The 15,972-nt window shown below is 58.6% G+C and carries 11 protein-coding genes; 6 read left to right on the top strand and 5 right to left on the bottom strand.

Annotated features, from left to right (window positions below):
- Positions 1-76: 76 nt before the first annotated feature.
- From BM395_RS03270 to BM395_RS03250, 5 genes are all read left to right on the top strand, one after another.
- The gene (locus BM395_RS03270) at positions 77-2,296 is read left to right on the top strand and encodes a TonB-dependent siderophore receptor (RefSeq protein ID WP_090508875.1); all 2,220 of its coding nucleotides are present in this window, start codon (positions 77-79) and stop codon (positions 2,294-2,296) included.
- Between the two features lie 168 nt (positions 2,297-2,464).
- On the top strand, positions 2,465-3,373 hold the full coding sequence (locus BM395_RS03265) for an alpha/beta hydrolase (protein ID WP_090508874.1): 909 nt from the start codon (positions 2,465-2,467) through the stop codon (positions 3,371-3,373).
- Positions 3,370-3,660: an iron transporter gene (locus BM395_RS03260; protein ID WP_090508873.1), complete on the top strand. Its 291-nt coding sequence runs from the start codon at positions 3,370-3,372 to the stop codon at positions 3,658-3,660. Before BM395_RS03265 ends, BM395_RS03260 begins: the two co-directional genes overlap by 4 nt.
- A complete protein-coding gene (locus BM395_RS03255; RefSeq protein ID WP_090508872.1) occupies positions 3,657-5,252 on the top strand; it encodes a PepSY-associated TM helix domain-containing protein in 1,596 nt (531 codons plus the stop codon). Before BM395_RS03260 ends, BM395_RS03255 begins: the two co-directional genes overlap by 4 nt.
- The gene (locus tag BM395_RS03250) at positions 5,242-5,577 is read left to right on the top strand and encodes a DUF3325 domain-containing protein (protein ID WP_090508871.1); all 336 of its coding nucleotides are present in this window, start codon (positions 5,242-5,244) and stop codon (positions 5,575-5,577) included. The genes BM395_RS03255 and BM395_RS03250 overlap by 11 nt, the downstream gene beginning before the upstream one ends.
- A 94-nt stretch (positions 5,578-5,671) precedes the next feature.
- On the opposite strand, the gene BM395_RS03245 is transcribed toward BM395_RS03250, so the two are convergent.
- From BM395_RS03245 to BM395_RS03230, 4 genes are all read right to left on the bottom strand, one after another.
- The gene (locus BM395_RS03245; protein WP_090508870.1) at positions 5,672-7,066 is read right to left on the bottom strand and encodes an efflux transporter outer membrane subunit; all 1,395 of its coding nucleotides are present in this window, start codon (positions 7,064-7,066) and stop codon (positions 5,672-5,674) included.
- Positions 7,063-10,236: an efflux RND transporter permease subunit gene (locus BM395_RS03240; protein ID WP_090508869.1), complete on the bottom strand. Its 3,174-nt coding sequence runs from the start codon at positions 10,234-10,236 to the stop codon at positions 7,063-7,065. The genes BM395_RS03245 and BM395_RS03240 overlap by 4 nt, the downstream gene beginning before the upstream one ends.
- 12 nt (positions 10,237-10,248) lie before the next feature.
- Positions 10,249-11,496, bottom strand: a complete 1,248-nt coding sequence (gene mexE, locus BM395_RS03235; RefSeq protein WP_069899439.1) for a multidrug efflux RND transporter periplasmic adaptor subunit MexE — start codon at positions 11,494-11,496, stop codon at positions 10,249-10,251.
- 184 nt (positions 11,497-11,680) lie between these two features.
- Positions 11,681-12,595: a LysR family transcriptional regulator gene (locus BM395_RS03230; RefSeq protein WP_090508868.1), complete on the bottom strand. Its 915-nt coding sequence runs from the start codon at positions 12,593-12,595 to the stop codon at positions 11,681-11,683.
- A gap of 213 nt (positions 12,596-12,808) precedes the next feature.
- Between BM395_RS03230 and BM395_RS03225 the strand changes: the two genes are divergently transcribed.
- Positions 12,809-13,822, top strand: a complete 1,014-nt coding sequence (locus BM395_RS03225; RefSeq protein WP_090508867.1) for a zinc-dependent alcohol dehydrogenase family protein — start codon at positions 12,809-12,811, stop codon at positions 13,820-13,822.
- 72 nt (positions 13,823-13,894) lie between these two features.
- Here BM395_RS03225 and BM395_RS03220 read toward each other — a convergent pair whose 3' ends face one another.
- The gene (locus BM395_RS03220; RefSeq protein ID WP_090508866.1) at positions 13,895-15,703 is read right to left on the bottom strand and encodes a monovalent cation:proton antiporter-2 (CPA2) family protein; all 1,809 of its coding nucleotides are present in this window, start codon (positions 15,701-15,703) and stop codon (positions 13,895-13,897) included.
- Positions 15,704-15,972 lie beyond the last annotated feature (269 nt).

Raw genomic sequence — 15,972 nt, 5'->3', positions numbered from 1 at the left:
TCACTGCCGCTGGCGCAGAGAGGAGCCGCCATCAGGCTCTCTTGTTGCGCTAAAAACGCATTCAAGGAGAGAGTTGATGCAGCCCCGATTTACCTTCAACCACCTGACCCTGGCATTCCTCGCTATCAGTGCACCGCAGGTATCGTTCGGCGCAGAGGCCGACGCCAATACCGTGCAGCTGCAAGATACATATGTACTGGGGACTGCAGAGGAAGAACTCAAGCAGGCGCCGGGCGTATCGATTATCACGGCTGAAGACATCAAAAAGCAGCCGCCGGTCAATGACCTCTCCGACATCATCCGCAAGATGCCAGGCGTCAACCTGACCGGCAACAGCGCCACCGGCCAGTACGGCAACAACCGCCAGATCGACCTGCGCGGCATGGGCCCTGAAAACACACTGATCCTGATTGATGGCAAGCCTGTGAGTTCACGCAACTCGGTGCGCATGGGCCGCAGCGGTGAGCGCAATACCCGCGGCGATACCAACTGGGTTCCGGCGCAGGCGGTCGAGCGTATTGAAGTTTTGCGCGGCCCGGCGGCAGCACGTTACGGCTCGGGCGCGGCCGGTGGTGTGATTAACATCATCACCAAAGCCCCAACGCATAAGCACAGTGGCTCGGTCACAGCCTATGCCAACCTGCCCGAAGACGATGCAGAAGGCACCACCAAGCGCATCAACTTCAACATGGCCGGCCCGCTGGTCGAGGCGTTGTCGTACCGGGTTTACGGTAACTTCAACAAGACCGATGCCGACGACTTGTCGCTCAACGGCGAGTTCGCAGCTTCGCCGACCGCCACACCGCCAGCAGGGCGTGAAGGGGTGCGCAACAAGGATATAGACGGCCTGCTGCGCTGGGATCTCGACCCGCAGCAAACCCTCGAACTGGAGGGCGGTTATAGCCGTCAGGGCAATATCTACGCCGGCGACCGGGCTGTCAGTACCAATGGCACAGACCTGCTGAACGAGTTGGCGGGTGATGGCAAGGAAACCAATATCATGTACCGCCAGTCCGCCTCGCTGACCCACCGCGGCGACTGGGATTTCGGCACCTCGCAAGTGGTTGCCTCGTATGAGAACACCCGCAATCGCCGCCTCAATGAGGGCTTGGCCGGTGGCCCGGAAGGCAGTATTACCACTGCTGATGACATGTCGACGTCCGAGCTTAAAGCGTATCGATTGGCAGGCGAGGTGAATTTGCCACTGGAAGTCTGGGCGAGCCAGGTGCTGACACTCGGCACCGAACTGACCCGTGACGAGTTGAATGATCCCTACTCAATGACCCAAAGCACTGGCAATGGCGGCGATGTGCCGGGTGCTGAAACGGGTACCCGTTCGGGCAAGTCGGATGCGGACAACTATGCCGTGTTTGCCGAAGACAACATCGAGTTGACTGAGCGCTGGATTCTCACGCCGGGGCTACGTTTCGATCATCACAGTCAGTTCGGCAGCAACTGGAGCCCGAGCCTCAACACATCGTACAAAATCACCGATACCTTTACCGTAAAAGGCGGGGCGGCACGGGCGTTCAAAGCGCCAAACCTGTACCAGTCCAACCCCAACTATCTCTATTACACCCGCGGCAATGGCTGCCCGGTGGACTATCCGAGCCTGGGCAGCGGTTGTTATGTGCAGGGCAGCGATAACCTCGACGCCGAAACCAGCCTCAACAAAGAGATTGGCGTGGTGTTCGATGATGCAGGCTGGAACGCCGGCATCACCTACTTCCATAACGACTACAAGAACAAGATCACGGCAGGTCTTGATCCGGTCGCCACGACCACCAGCAATGGCCGCGTGTTCCAGTGGGAAAACGCACCCAAGGCAGTTGTTGCAGGCTGGGAAGGTAATCTGAATATCCCGTTGCTCGGTGATGAGGGCGACGTCCTCAGCTGGAACAACAACTTCACCTACATGATCGAGAACAACAACAAGGAAACCAATGAACCCTTGTCGGTTATTCCCGAGTACACCATTAACTCGATGCTCGACTGGACCGTTTCGGAGCGTCTGGACCTGTCTCTGAACATGAGCCATTACGGCAAGCAGGAACCCCGCAACCTCACCTCCAGAGGTGATGCGGCTACGGGTGATGAGCTGCGCACACGCGGCAGTTACAGCATCTTTGGCCTCACCGGCAACTTCCAGCTGGATGACACCTGGAGCTTCGCGACCGGTATTAACAACCTGTTCGACAAGCGCCTGTACCGCGAAGCCAACTCCGGCGGCGAAGGGGCTAACACTTACAACGAACCGGGTCGTTCCTACTTTGCCTCGGTGACCGCCAACTTCTGATACCCCGGCTCCTTTGCCCGTTTAGCGACGGGACTTCGCTCCATCAGGTTCGCCCTGATGGAGCACTTTGGTTTCGGCCTTCAACTAATACCAGCACCTGTACACGTTCGAGGATTGCCAATTGAGCGGGACACAAAAACTCGCCGAGCGCAGGCGGAGGGATACGCGATGAAAGCGTTGATATTGCTGTTTATGGCGATGCTGGCTGGGCCAGTTCTGGCCAAGCCCGACCTCAGCCAAACCATGGGCAATACCTTGGCGCGAAGTGGCTCCGAGAGTTACAGTTTCGAGCGATTTGATCTGGCTGCAGCCGACAACCAGCGCCATTACCGGGTTTATCTGGCGGTGCCAAAACAGCCAGCACCGGCGGCAGGCTATCCGGTGATGTACATGCTCGACGGCAATGCTGCGCTGGCGTCGTTGCAGGAGTCGTGGCTGGCCGAGGCTGAGAATCCACCGTTACTGGTAATGATTGGCTACGACACCGAGTTGCGCATAGAACCGCTGGCGCGAACCTTCGATTACACCCCGTCACCCCTTACCGGCGAGCCTTTTGCCGATGAATCGTCGCAGGGCCGAATGGCCGGCGGTGCCAGCCAGTTTCTTGAGCTTATCGAAACCCGGATCAAACCACAGGTTAATGCCAGGCATCGGGTAGACCGGCAGCAGCAAACACTCTGGGGGCATTCATACGGTGGCGTTTTTGTTCTCAACTGCCTGTTTGTACGCCCGGATGCTTTCCAGCGATACGTGGCGGTCAGCCCGTCGTTGTGGTGGCAATCGGGCTTGCTTTTACAGGTCGAAAAGCAGCTGCCGCTCAAGGCGCGTGCTCGCGTCATGATCCTGCAGGGCGAGCAAGAAGGGCGCGCTGGCAAGGGCCGGGAAATGCCCGCCGCACGGGCGCAGGCCATGCGCGCAGTCGGCACTGATGCGCTGGCAAAAATGGTCGCCCGGCTCGCGGCTTATCCGCACATTGAGGTTGATTACCAAACGCTGAAGGGGCTTGGGCATGGCCCGATGTTCGCAGCGTCGATTCCATTAGCGATGCAGTTCGCGACTGAACAAGGTGCTCCATGAAACCCTCCCGCTCATTTAGCTGGGCCACTGTGTCGCGCATCATCGCGGCGCTGTTTGGCGGCTACCTCTACACCTACGCCTTTACTGCGGCCATTGCGCAGATGCTGCCACTTGAGCCGCGCGATGCACTGGTGGTCGCGACGTTGCCAGCCTTTGTGATTTATCCACTGACGATCCTCTGGGCTTTCGCGTGCCCGCGCCCGCGAATGGTCTGGGCCAGTGCCGGGCTTGCTTTGCCCTTATTGCTCATCGGGTTCTGGCCACAGTTTTTGAGGGCGGTGGCATGAAACCATCATCCCTCACGCAGTCCATGTCCTGGCTGCATACATGGGGCGGGCTGATCTTCGGCTGGCTGTTGTTCGCGATTTTCCTGACCGGCACTCTGGCTGTCTTTGATAAGGAAATTGACGTCTGGATGCAGCCCGAGGCCCCGGTCAGTCACGTCGACCAAGCTCAGGCTGCCGAGCATGCAATCAGCTATCTGCAGCGTCATCACGGCGCCGAGAGTGCCTGGGATATCAGCCTGCCGACCGCGCGCTCGCCGGTACTCAGCGTGTCTACCGGCGAGCGGCGGCGCAATGCTCCTCGTCAGTATCTCGACCCTAATACCGGCGAGCCGATTGATATTCGCGAGACTGCCGGCGGCCGGTTCTTCTTCCTGTTCCACTTCACTCTGCATATGCCGCGCAACATTGGTATCTGGCTGGTCGGTCTGGCCGCTGTCGGCATGCTGGTGGCGCTGTTCAGCAGCCTGATTATCCATAAGAAATTCTTCAAGGAATTCTTCACCTTTCGGCCCAACAAAGGCCAACGCTCTTGGCTTGATGCGCACAATGCAACCGGCGTGCTGGTGCTGCCGTTTCACCTGATGATTACCTACACCGGCTTGGTGATCTTCTCGTTGATCTATATGCCGGCAGCGGTTGATGCCTTGTTCGATGGCGATCGCGAGGCCGCGTTTGGCCCTGGTCAGCCGGCCAAGACTGAGCAGCAGGCGGCTCAGGGAGCACGCAATGGGCGCAGTCAAAATGAGGGTCGTGGCGAAGGATCTGGAGAACTGGTTGCGCTGACCCCGTTGCAACCGTTGTTGCTGCAAGCGGAGCAGGCTCTGGGTGAGGTGCGCAGTGTGTCCATCAGCCATCCGGGGCGCAGTGATGCACGCATTGAGATGCGCCCGGTGCTGGGCAATCGGATCGAGCTGTCGAAAGGTCTGTCCATGACCTTTGCTGGCGTCAGCGGCGAAGTGTTGAAAATGCCGGAGCAAAGCCGCTGGGCACAACTGACCCAGCGCGTGCTGTCGGGCTTGCACTTCGCCCAGTTCGGCGGCTACCCGATGCGCTGGCTGTACTTTATTTGCGGCATGGCCAGTTGCGCGATGATTGCCACCGGGCTCGTGCTGTTCACGGTAAAACGCCGGCGTCGGCCCGAGGCGGAAGGGCCAATCGCGGCGCAGCTGTACCATCTTGCCGAACGCCTGAACATCAGCGTAATTGCCGGCTTGAGCATTGCCTGTGCGGCGTATCTTTGGGGCAACCGCCTGCTGCCAGCCGAGCTGAGTCAGCGCGGTGCTTGGGAAGTGCGGGTGTTCTTTGCCTGCTGGGCACTGAGCCTGCTGCATGCCTGTTGCCGTGAACGCACGCAAGCCTGGCGCGAGCAATTGGTCTGTGCGGCTGCCTTATGTGTGTGTATGCCATTGCTCAGCCTGGCGACGATGACTCGGCCGTGGGCCGAGCCAATTCGTGCCTACCTTGAATTATCCACAGTGGCGTGCGGCGCCTTGTTCGCCTTTGCGGCCTGGCGCATTGGCCAGAAAAAGCCAGCGCCGGCACCGCGGCGTCAGTCGCGTAACGTTTCTCAGGAATTACTGAATGCTGATTGAGTTTTTTGCCGGTCTGTTGCTGGTGTATGCCGGCATGGTCGCGTTGTGCTTGGGCCTCAAGCGCCACTTCAAAAGTGTCTGGCAGCGTGAGCCGAGCGTAACCTGGTGCCGCACGTTTCGTGTGTGCGGCTGGCTGCTGCTGGCACTGGGTTTCGCGGCCTGTATCGCCAGTTGGGGCTGGGCTCAAGGCCCGGTTGGCTGGATGGGGCAGGTGAGTTTGGCAGGCTTGGCGCTGGTGTTGTTGATGCCATATCGCCCGCGCTTGGCGACGCTATTGCCGCTGCTGGGCTTACCGTTTTTGCTCTCGGCCTTGCTGTTGGCTTAATGCCCGCGTTTTCGGCCGGTATTAATCGTATGGCCTAAAAAAGCCCCACCCTTACCGGGCGGGGCTTGCAGGGTTTTCTCGTGAGGCGTGGCGATCAGCTGTTTGGCTGCCAGCCGCCACCGAGGGTTTTGTAGATGGCAACGATACCGCTATACAACTCGACTTCGGCTTGCGCCTGAGAGTCTTCCGCCGCCAGCCGTTCGCGCTCTGCATCGAGCAATACCAGGAAATCCACCGTGCCTTCACGATAACGCACGCCAGCTTGTTCGGCTGCGGCGCGGCTGGCTTCGGATTGGCGAATTAGTGCGAGCAGGCGCTGCTGGCGTTTGGCGTAGTCGCTAAAAGCGTTTTCCGATTCCTCCAATGCCAGTAATACCTGTTGCTCGTACTGCGCCAATGCACCTTGCGCCTGCGCATCGGCGCTGCGAATCCTGGCCCGGACGCTGCCCAGATCAAACGCTGCCCAACTGATGGTCGGCGAAACCGCCCAGGCACGTGCTGCCGATGCGCCGATTTGCGAGCCACGGCCTGCGGTGAAACCAAGGAAACCGCTGAGGCTGACCCGTGGGAACAGATCTGCGGTGGCAACGCCAACATTGGCGGTTGCCGCGGCAAGGCTCTGTTCGGCTGAGCGAATATCCGGCCGGCGGCGCAGCAGTTCGGCCGGGTCGCCAATGGGCAATGCCTTGGCGATTGCCGGGATTGGCTGCGGCGTCAGATCAATACTCATCTGGTCGGCGCGCTGGCCGAGTAGGGTGGCAATGCGGTTTCGCGCACGCACCTGCTCGGCCTGTAATTGCGGCACGCTGGCCTCAACCGCTGCCAGCCGTGCATCGGCGCGCAGCACATCGAGTTCACTGCCCACACCCGCGTCGCGCAGCAGTTCGGTGATGCCGCGTGACTCTTGCTGGTTCTTCAGGTTTTCGCGGGCGATATGCTCGCGTAACTGCGCCCCGCGCAAGCTGCCATACGCATCGACCAGTTCAGCGATCAGGCTCACCTGCAGTTGATAGTAATCCGCTTCGGCGACTTCTATCTGTGCATCGCTGGCTTCCAGTTGGCGCTGGATACGACCGAACAAGTCCAGTTCCCAGACCATGTCCAGACCAAGGTCGTAGCGCTCGGTCTTCACTCTGTCTTCGCTGATGTCGGGTTGTTGCGCCTTGCCAATGTCGCTGCTGGCACGGCTGGTAATGGTCGGCAGGCGGTCATTGGCCACGTCATCGCGAATTGCCCGCGCGGCTTGCAGCCGGGAGAAGGCCACGCGCAGTTCACGGTTGCTTTGCAACGACTGCGCAACCAGCTGATTCAGTGTCGGGTCTTCAAACTGCTGCCACCACAGCGTTTCAAAGCGCTGCTGGTCATAACGACCCGCCGCTATCTGCGAGAGCTGCGCCGGGCTATTTTCCGGTTGCTTGAAGTCCGGACCGACGGCGCAGGCCGAGACTGCCAGCGCGAGCAGCGCGGGGGCGAATAATTTCAGTTTCATGCCTGCACCTCCTGCAAGCGCAGCGCGCGCCTGGCTTCGCGTTTTTCGACAAAGCCGCGCAGCAATACATAGAACACGGGCGTGAGCAGCAGACCGAAGAAGGTCACACCGAGCATGCCGCTGAACACCGCGACACCCATTGCATGGCGCATTTCGGCACCGGCTCCGGAGCTGATTACCAGCGGTACAACGCCCATGATGAAGGCAAAGCTGGTCATCAGAATCGGCCGCAGACGCAGGCGGCAGGCTTCGAGTACCGCGCTGACGCGGTCCATGCCTTCTTCCTGTTTCTCCTTGGCGAACTCAACAATCAGAATCGCGTTCTTACAGGCCAGACCGACCAATACGATTAGCCCGATCTGGGTGAAGATGTTGTTGTCGCCACCCGCCAGAATCACCCCGGTAATCGCCGAAAGCAGGGTCATCGGTACAATCAGGATCACCGCCAGCGGCAAGCTCCAGCTTTCGTACTGAGCGGCCAGCACCAGAAACGCCAGCAACACACAGAGTGGGAAAACAAACAGCGCCGTATTGCCCGCCAAGATCTGCTGATAGGTCAGTTCGGTCCATTCGTAGCTCATGCCGTTTGGCAGTTGCTCAGCCAGCAAGCGCTCCATCGCCGCCTGCGCTTGCCCCGAGCTATAGCCGGGTGCTGCGCCGCCGTTGATTTCAGCGGTGATGAAACCGTTGTAATGCATGACCCGATCCGGCCCTGCGCTGTCACTGACCTTGATAAAGGTCGAGAGCGGCACCATTTCGCCACGGTTGTTGCGCACTTTCAGCTGACCAATCTGGTCGGCGTCGACACGAAACTTCTGATCCGCCTGCACGTTAACCTGATAGGTGCGGCCAAAACGGTTGAAGTCATTGGCGTACAGCGAGCCGAGATACACCTGCATGGTGTCGAAGATATCGCTGATCGCCACGCCGTGAGTCTTGGCTTTGTCGCGGTCGATATCGGCATCGATCTGCGGCACATTCACCTGATAACTGGTGAACAGACCTGCCAGCTCCGGGTAGTCGTGGCTCTTGGCAATAACGTTCTGAACCTGCTTGTACAGCTCGTCGTAGCCGAGGCCGCCACGGTCTTGCACCTGCACGCGGAAACCGCCAATCGTACCCAAGCCCTGTACCGGCGGCGGTGGGAAGATCGCGATGTAGGCATCCTGAATATCGGCAAACTTGGCGTTAAGGTCGGCAGCAATCGCGCTGGCCGAGAGGCTCGGGTCTTTGCGTTCATCGAATGGTTTCAGCGGGGTGAACACGATTCCGCTGTTCGGGCTGTTGGTAAAGCCGTTGATCGACAGGCCCGGGAACGCCACGGTGTTTTCCACACCTGGATGCTCACTGGCAATTTGCGACATGCGTTTGATCACATCTTCGGTGCGATCAAGGCTGGCGGCATCCGGCAGTTGGGCAAAGGCGACCAGGTATTGCTTGTCCTGCGGCGGAACGAAGCCGGTGGGCGTGGTGGCGAAACCGAAATAGGTCAAAATCATCAAGCCGCCGTAGGTCAGCATGGCAATGCTGCTACTGCGCAGTACACGGGTCACAGTGCCAACGTAACCATGGCTGGCGCGCTCGAACATACGGTTGAACGGGATGAACAACCAGCCGCCAAAGACCCGCTCAAGCCCGCGCGAAAAGCGGTCCTTGGGCGCATCGTGGCTTTTCAGCAGTACCGCTGCCAGTGCGGGTGAGAGCGTCAGCGAGTTGAATGCCGAAATCACCGTCGAGATGGCAATGGTCAAGGCAAACTGTTGGTAGAACTGGCCGGTAAGCCCGGAGATAAAAGCCGTGGGCACAAACACTGCGCAGAGCACTAATGCCGTGGCAACAATTGGCCCGGTGACTTCCTTCATCGCCTGTTTGGTGGCTTCGACCGGGGATTTGCCCAGGCCAATATTGCGCTCGACGTTTTCCACCACGACGATGGCGTCATCCACCACGATACCGATCGCCAGTACCAGGCCAAATAGTGAAAGCGCGTTGAGTGAGAACCCCATTAAATGCATGACCGCGAACGTACCGATCAACGACACCGGCACAGCTGCCAGCGGAATGATCGAGGCGCGCCAGGTTTGCAGGAACAGAATAACTACCAATACCACCAGCACCAGTGCTTCCAGCAAGGTGTGCACCACAGCTTCAATGGAGCCGCGAACGAAGATGGTCGGGTCGTAAACAATTTCGTAGTCGACGCCCTGCGGGAAGCTCTTTTTCAGCTCGGCCATGCGCTCGCGCACTGAGTCCGAAATTTCGATGGCGTTGGAGCCGGGGCGCTGAAACACCGGAATCGCGACAGCAGGCTTGTTGTTCAGCAACGAGCGCAAAGCGTATTTGCTGGAGCCCAGTTCTACCCGGGCGATGTCCTTGAGGCGGGTGATCTCACCGTTTTCGCCGGCGCGAATAATGATGTTCTCAAACTCTTCCTCAGAGACCAGCCGGCCCTGTGTGTTGATAGACAACTGAAAACTGTTGTCGCTCGAGGTTGGCGGCGCACCCAATGAGCCGGCGGCAACCTGACGGTTCTGCTCGCGTATCGCGTTGACCACATCGGTCGCCGTGAGGTTGCGCGAGGCCACCTTGTTCGGGTCGAGCCACACACGAAGCGAATAGTTGCCCAGACCAAACAGCTGTACATCACCGACACCGTCGAGGCGCGCCAGCTCGTCTTTGACGTTTAGCGCGGCGTAGTTCGACAGGTACAGCATGTCGTAACGGTTATCCGGGGATGTCAGGTGCACCACCATGGTCAGGTCGGGCGAGGCTTTATCGACCGTCACACCCAGGCGCTGCACCTCGGTTGGCAAGGTTGGCATGGTTCGCGTTACGCGGTTTTGCACCTGAACCTGGGCGTTGTCGAGGTCGGTGCCGAGAGCGAAGGTCACGGTTAGCGTCAGCGCGCCATCCGAGGTGGCCTGTGACGACATATAAAGCATGCCTTCAACGCCAACAATCGCCTGTTCCAGCGGTGAGGCGACGGTTTCGCCGATTACTTTGGGGTTGGCGCCGGGGAAGCTGGTGCGCACCACAACCGTTGGCGGAACGACTTCCGGGTATTCGCTGATAGGTAGTTGAAACAGGGATATTGCACCGGCTATCAAGATCAGCATCGACAGAACCGCTGCGAAAATGGGCCGTTTGATAAAGAACTGAGAAAAATTCATGGGTCTCTACTCTTAACCGCGAGGTGCTGCGTTGGGTTGAGCAGGGCGCTCTGCGATGCCTTCGGCCGTGTTTACGGTCGAGTCCACTTGCTGACGAATACGGGCAAGGCTGGCCAGTGTTTCTTCATCGGCCATGGCGACTTTCTGCGGGTCTACCGTTGAGCCAGGCATGGCATGCTGCAAGCCGTTGACGACAATCTTGTCGCCTTTGGCCAGACCGCTGCGCACAACGCGCAGGCCTTCGACCTTGGGGCCCAATTCGATGGCGCGGTAATTCACGGTGTTGTCATCCGCGAGCACCAGCACGAACTTCTTGCCCAGATCGGTGCCGACGGCCTCGTCCTGAATCAGCATCGCCGAATAGGTATTGCTGCCCACCAGCTTCAGGCGTGCGTACAGGCCCGGTGTGTATTCGCCCTGGCTGTTGTCGAACACGGCGCGACCGCGAATGGTGCCGGTTTGCGGATTGACCTGGTTATCCAGAAAGTCCAGTTTGCCGAGGTGTGGGAAGTCGCTTTCATTGGACAGGCCCAGATACACCGGGCTGGCGTCGCGTGTGTTCTTACCGGCCTTTTGCGCCAGATCCACGTACTTGAGGAACGTCTGCTCGTCGGCATCGAAATAGGCGTAAACCTTGTCGGTCGAGACTACCGAGGTGAGCAGCGACTCGCTGGCCGTCACCAGATTGCCGGCGGTGATTTCCGCGCGGCTAACGCGCCCGTCAATCGGTGAAATAACGCGGGTAAAGCTCAGGTTGAGACGCGCGTTATCCAGCTCAGCCTGAATACCGGCAACATTGGCCTGTGCTTCTTGGGCGCTGCTGGTTCTGGCGTCTGCCAGTTCGGCGGAAATTGCATTGCTCTTGCGCAAACGCTCGCCGCGCTGTGCTTCGCTGCGCGTACGGGCATACGCAGAGCGAGCCTGATTGAGCTGGGCTTCGAGGCGTTTGACCTCTGCATTGAAGGGGCGCGGATCGATTTGAAAGAGCAGGTCGCCTTTCTTTACCAAGCTGCCTTCGGCGAAGGCGACCTTGTCGATAAAGCCGGAAACACGCGGGCGAATTTCGACCGACTCAGGCGCTTCAAGGCGGCCGGTGAACTCATCCCATTCGTTGATTGGTTGTTCGATAACTTCAGCAACGCTGACTTTAGCGGCGTGCTGCTGTTGTGAGGTTTGTTCGGTTTTTCCGCATGCACTGAGTACGACTGCTGCAAGCACTGCAAGTGGAAGATGCCAGATCTTGGTGTTTGGCTGTTCCATGATGATCCCCGCCCGTGGGTTTATTGAATGGGCGGATTTTGCGGCGGGCTGCGGTCTTGAACGAATCGAACGGCGCGAAACTTACTATCGTTGAAAATGATTATGAGATACCCAATATTGTCACCGACCAATAGTAGGGCGAAGGCGTAATAGTTTATTAAGTTGCGCACCTTGATGGTGCGCTTTACAGGCTGTCCGGATCGCCAACAAACATCTGAATTCGTGAGCGCAGCCAGCGTTCGGCGGGATCGTTGTCCTGTGCACCGCGCCAGGCCATGTGTAATTCGAATGTTTTACTCTCAAATGGCAGCGGTTCCGTGCGCAGGCCTCCAGCCGCCGTAAGTGCCGCTGCGGTGTAATCCGGTACGCTGGCGACAATATCGGTGCCACTTAGCAGCGGGCCAAGCGCATTGAACTGCGGCACTGCCAGAACAACCCGGCGTTTGCGGTCGAGTTTTGCCAGCTCCTCATCAATAAAGCCGCTGAGGTCGCCAGCAAATGAAACCAGTGCGTGTGGCCGCGCGCAATAGTCGTCGAGCGACAACGGCCCCGGCACACTGTCGGCGCGCAGCAGTTTAGGCAGGCTGCGGCGCACCACTTTGCGCTTGGCGTTGGCGGGCAAGTCTTCTGTGTAGCAAACCCCCACCGATATTTCGCCGGATGACAGCATGCCGGGCATTAACAGGTAGTTGGTGCGCCGTACGACCAGCACCACGCCCGGCGCTTCGGCGCGCAAACGTTTAATCAGCGGTGGCAGCAGGCCGAACTCCACGTCATCCGACAGGCCGATGCGAAACACCGCCGTGCTGGTGGTTGGGTCGAATTCAGACGCGCGGCTCACAGCCGTGGAAATGTAGTCGAGCGCGGGAGATAGCAGGCTGAAAATTTCCTGCGCACGCGGAGTGGGTTCCATGCTTCTGCCGGTGCGCACAAACAGCGGATCGTCGAACAGGCCGCGCAGGCGTGACAGCGATGCGCTGATCGCCGGCTGGCCGAGAAACAGTTTCTCGGCTGCGCGGGTAACGCTTCGCTCATGCATCAACGTTTCGAACACGATCAGAAGATTCAGGTCTACTCGGCGGAGATCGTTACGGTTCATCCGGCATCCATTCAGGCATTGTCTGTGCAGATTATTGCGCACTTCTGGCCATTGCGGCGCATTTCGCTTTAGCAATATAGCCGCGCAAGCGGTTAATATTGGACAGGGGTAACATCATCGCCAAGCATGATCAGTATTACTACAGGCAGATGGTGTTACTGACAAAGGCCCTATAAAGTTTGAGTCTAAAGGGGTCAACCGAAGAGGTTTTTGATGTCCCGTATCATCCGTTTCCATCAGTTTGGCGAGGCAGACGTCCTCAAAATCGAAGAGCGCTCGCGCCCTGCGCCTGCCGCTGGCGAAGTGTTGATCGGCGTCGAATCAATCGGAGTCAGCTGGCACGACGTACTGTGGCGGCAGAATCTGGCGCCAACAGCCGCACAATTGCCAGCGGGTTTGGGCTTCGAAGTCGCGGGCGTGATTCTGGCCGTCGGCGAGGGTGTAGATGATCTGGCTGTTGGCGATAAGGTCGCCAGCTTCCCGGCGCACAGCCCCAATGACTATCCGGCGTATGCGGACGAAGTGGTGTTGCCGCGTGGTTCTGTGACGCGCTACGCCGACAACCTGACTGCCGAGCAGGCCAGTGTGCACTTTCTGCCATCAATGGTCGGCTGGTTTGGTCTGGTCGAGTTGGCGCGCATCAAGGCGGGTGAAACCGTATTGGTGACGGCTGCCAACAAGTGCTGGGGGCCGTACGTCGTACAAATGGCCAAAGCACTGGGCGGGCAAGTGATCGCCGCGATTGATGACGCTGAAGACCGCGATTTTGTCCGCGAGCTTGGCGCTGATCATGTAATTGTCACCGAAGAGCAGGATCTGGTGACCCGTATCAACAAGCTGACCGACAACCGTGGCGTCAATATCGTCATGGATGCCTTGGGCGGGCCGACCATGTGCCTGCTTGGCGATGCTTTGGCACCGTGCGGGCGTCTGGTTTTGTACGGGTTGCAGGGCGGTAATGAAACACCTTTCCCTGCCTGTGCAGCGTTCCAGAAGAACATTCAGTTCTTTGTTCACTGCATCGGTAACTTTACCGGTAAAAAGGAGTTGGGCATCGAGCAGGATAAAGCGGCGGTGGCCAAAGCCTTGCAAGGCATCAATCAGCTGACGGCGGACGGCTTGCTGAAACCGCTGATTGATAAAAGCTTTGCATTCAACAAAGTTGGCGCCGCGCATCAGTACATGAGCACTTGCCCGAGCCGTGGCCGTGTGGTGCTTAACGTCTGATACCTGATGCTGGATTAAAAACGCCCTGACATGTTCAGGGCGTTTTTGTATGTGCATGAAAAGCTAGCGGTTTTATTTCAAACCTTTTGGTTCAATGGCGTCGCTGTCGAACAGCGTTTCGAGTTCGGCGCGGGCCTCTCTGGCGGTTTGCATCACCGCAGCCTTGTCGCCATGCACTTTGTGCTGGGCGGCCAACACTTCTTCGTCATGGCGCTGGAAACGGCGCACCCGTGAGCTGGCTTGCTCTTCGCTGAGGCCCAGGCTGATTAGCGTCAGCCGGCTCATTTCGAGGCTTGAGTGGAAGGTTTCGCGGACCACCTGCGCCTTAAGGTCGATCAGGCGATGAACGTTCTGCCGGTTGCGCGCTCGGGCAATGACTTTGACATGCGGATAGAGGTTGCGGACCAGCTCGACCACCTTGAAGTTGGTGTCGGGGTCATCACTGGCGACCACTACACATTCAGCTTTGCCGACTTGAGCAGCGCGGAGGATTTCCGGGCGCAGCGGGTCACCATAGAAGATGGGCATATTACCGATGCTGCGTTGCAGCTCGATACTGGCGATTTCGGTGTCCAGCGCGACAAAGGGCACACGCTGGGCGCGCAGAATACGCGCGATAATCTGGCCCATCCGGCCCATGCCGGCAATGACCACACGCGGCTCGTCACTGTCCATATTGCGGTATTCATCTGGGACTTCGGGCTCAATCACCGGCTGCGGCTTGCTCAAGCGGCTGGCCAGTAGCATCAGCAGCGGCGCCATCGCCATCGACAAAGTAATGGCGAGTATCAGCAGGCTGTGTACGTGCGGAGCGAACATGCCGTTGTCGTTGGCGATCTGGAACACCACGAAAGCGAATTCACCGCCACTTGCCAGCACAATGCCCAAACGCAAAGCACCCTGACGATCCAGATCACCGGCCAGACGGCCGACCGCATAGAGCACCGGCAGCTTTAACAACACCAACAATGCCGTGAGCCCCAAAACCATCAGCGGATCGGTGAGCAGTAGACCAAGATCTGCGGTCATCCCCACACTGATGAAAAACAGGCCCAGCAGCAGCCCCTTGAATGGCTCAATTTGCGATTCGAGTTCATGGCGGTATTCCGAGTCAGCCAGCAGCAAGCCTGCAAGGAATGCACCGAGTGCCATCGACACGCCTGCCAGTTCCATCAGCCAAGCTGTGCCGATTACCACCAGCAACGCGGTAGCGGTGGAGACCTCCTGCAAGTTGGTCTTGGCGACGATGCGAAACACTGGCCGCAACAGATACCGCCCGCCAACGACGACTACGCCGATACTGCCGAGTACTTTCAGCACCTGGCCGGTATCGCTGGCGTGCATGCTCATGTCGCTGGTGCCGCTGAGGATGGGAACCAGCGCAATCAGCGGGATTGCGGCGATGTCCTGAAACAGCAGAATGGCGAAGGCCAGACGGCCGTGGGGTTTATTCAGCTCCTTGCGCTCGGCGAGCATTTGCAAGCCCAGGGCGGTGGATGAAAGCGCCAGCCCCAGGCCAAGAACTACCGCGGTGTTCAGTGACTGACCAAAGGCATACATGGCCACCAGTGCAATCAGTAATCCGGTGAGCAGCACCTGCGCCATGCCGACGCCAAACACCGCTTTGCGCATCAGCCAGAGGCGCCGGGGGGAGAGTTCGAGGCCGATGATAAACAGCAATAACACCACGCCCAACTCGGAGATATGACCGACGCTTTGCGGGTCGCTGATTAAACCGAGTACCGAAGGGCCAATGACCACGCCCGCCAGCAAATAGCCCAAAACCGCGCCCAGTTGCAGGCGCTTGGCCAATGGCACTGCAACCACGGTGGCGACTAAAAACACCACAATGATTTGCAGTACGCTTGATCCTTCATGCATGGCAATTTCCTTGGTTTTGGTGTTGCCTAAACGCCGATATGGCCGGGCTAGCTAGGCACGTGTAAGGCCGATATTGTTAGCGCTAGGGCGCAGATGAATCGCCGTGGGCACCACGCTGCGCTCTCGGCTGGTTTTGGCAGCCGAGCAGGGTTTGAGGTGTGCATAGGTGTTGCCTAGTTTAACGGCTGCTTGCGATTTGCGCTGAGCTTGGACGATTGCCGCGCACTTGTTAGCGTATTTCTAACCCCAAGATCAGGCGCATGTTGGCG

The organism is Pseudomonas marincola, assembly GCF_900116605.1.
Taxonomy (GTDB): Bacteria; Pseudomonadota; Gammaproteobacteria; order Pseudomonadales; family Pseudomonadaceae; genus Aquipseudomonas; species Aquipseudomonas marincola.
The sequence above is the reverse complement of the archived record's forward strand: the minus strand, read 5'-3'. Positions and strand labels throughout refer to the sequence as shown.

Bases quoted from the DNA above. Each gene is read 5' to 3' on its own strand.
- BM395_RS03270 (WP_090508875.1), top strand. From the start codon at position 77: ATGCAGCCCCGATTTACCTTCAACCACCTGACCCTGGCATTCCTCGCT.
- BM395_RS03265 (WP_090508874.1), top strand. From the start codon at position 2,465: ATGAAAGCGTTGATATTGCTGTTTATGGCGATGCTGGCTGGGCCAGTT.
- BM395_RS03260 (WP_090508873.1), top strand. From the start codon at position 3,370: ATGAAACCCTCCCGCTCATTTAGCTGGGCCACTGTGTCGCGCATCATC.
- BM395_RS03255 (WP_090508872.1), top strand. From the start codon at position 3,657: ATGAAACCATCATCCCTCACGCAGTCCATGTCCTGGCTGCATACATGG.
- BM395_RS03250 (WP_090508871.1), top strand. From the start codon at position 5,242: ATGCTGATTGAGTTTTTTGCCGGTCTGTTGCTGGTGTATGCCGGCATG.
- BM395_RS03245 (WP_090508870.1), bottom strand. From the start codon at position 7,066: ATGAAACTGAAATTATTCGCCCCCGCGCTGCTCGCGCTGGCAGTCTCG.
- BM395_RS03240 (WP_090508869.1), bottom strand. From the start codon at position 10,236: ATGAATTTTTCTCAGTTCTTTATCAAACGGCCCATTTTCGCAGCGGTT.
- mexE (WP_069899439.1), bottom strand. From the start codon at position 11,496: ATGGAACAGCCAAACACCAAGATCTGGCATCTTCCACTTGCAGTGCTT.
- BM395_RS03230 (WP_090508868.1), bottom strand. From the start codon at position 12,595: ATGAACCGTAACGATCTCCGCCGAGTAGACCTGAATCTTCTGATCGTG.
- BM395_RS03225 (WP_090508867.1), top strand. From the start codon at position 12,809: ATGTCCCGTATCATCCGTTTCCATCAGTTTGGCGAGGCAGACGTCCTC.
- BM395_RS03220 (WP_090508866.1), bottom strand. From the start codon at position 15,703: ATGCATGAAGGATCAAGCGTACTGCAAATCATTGTGGTGTTTTTAGTC.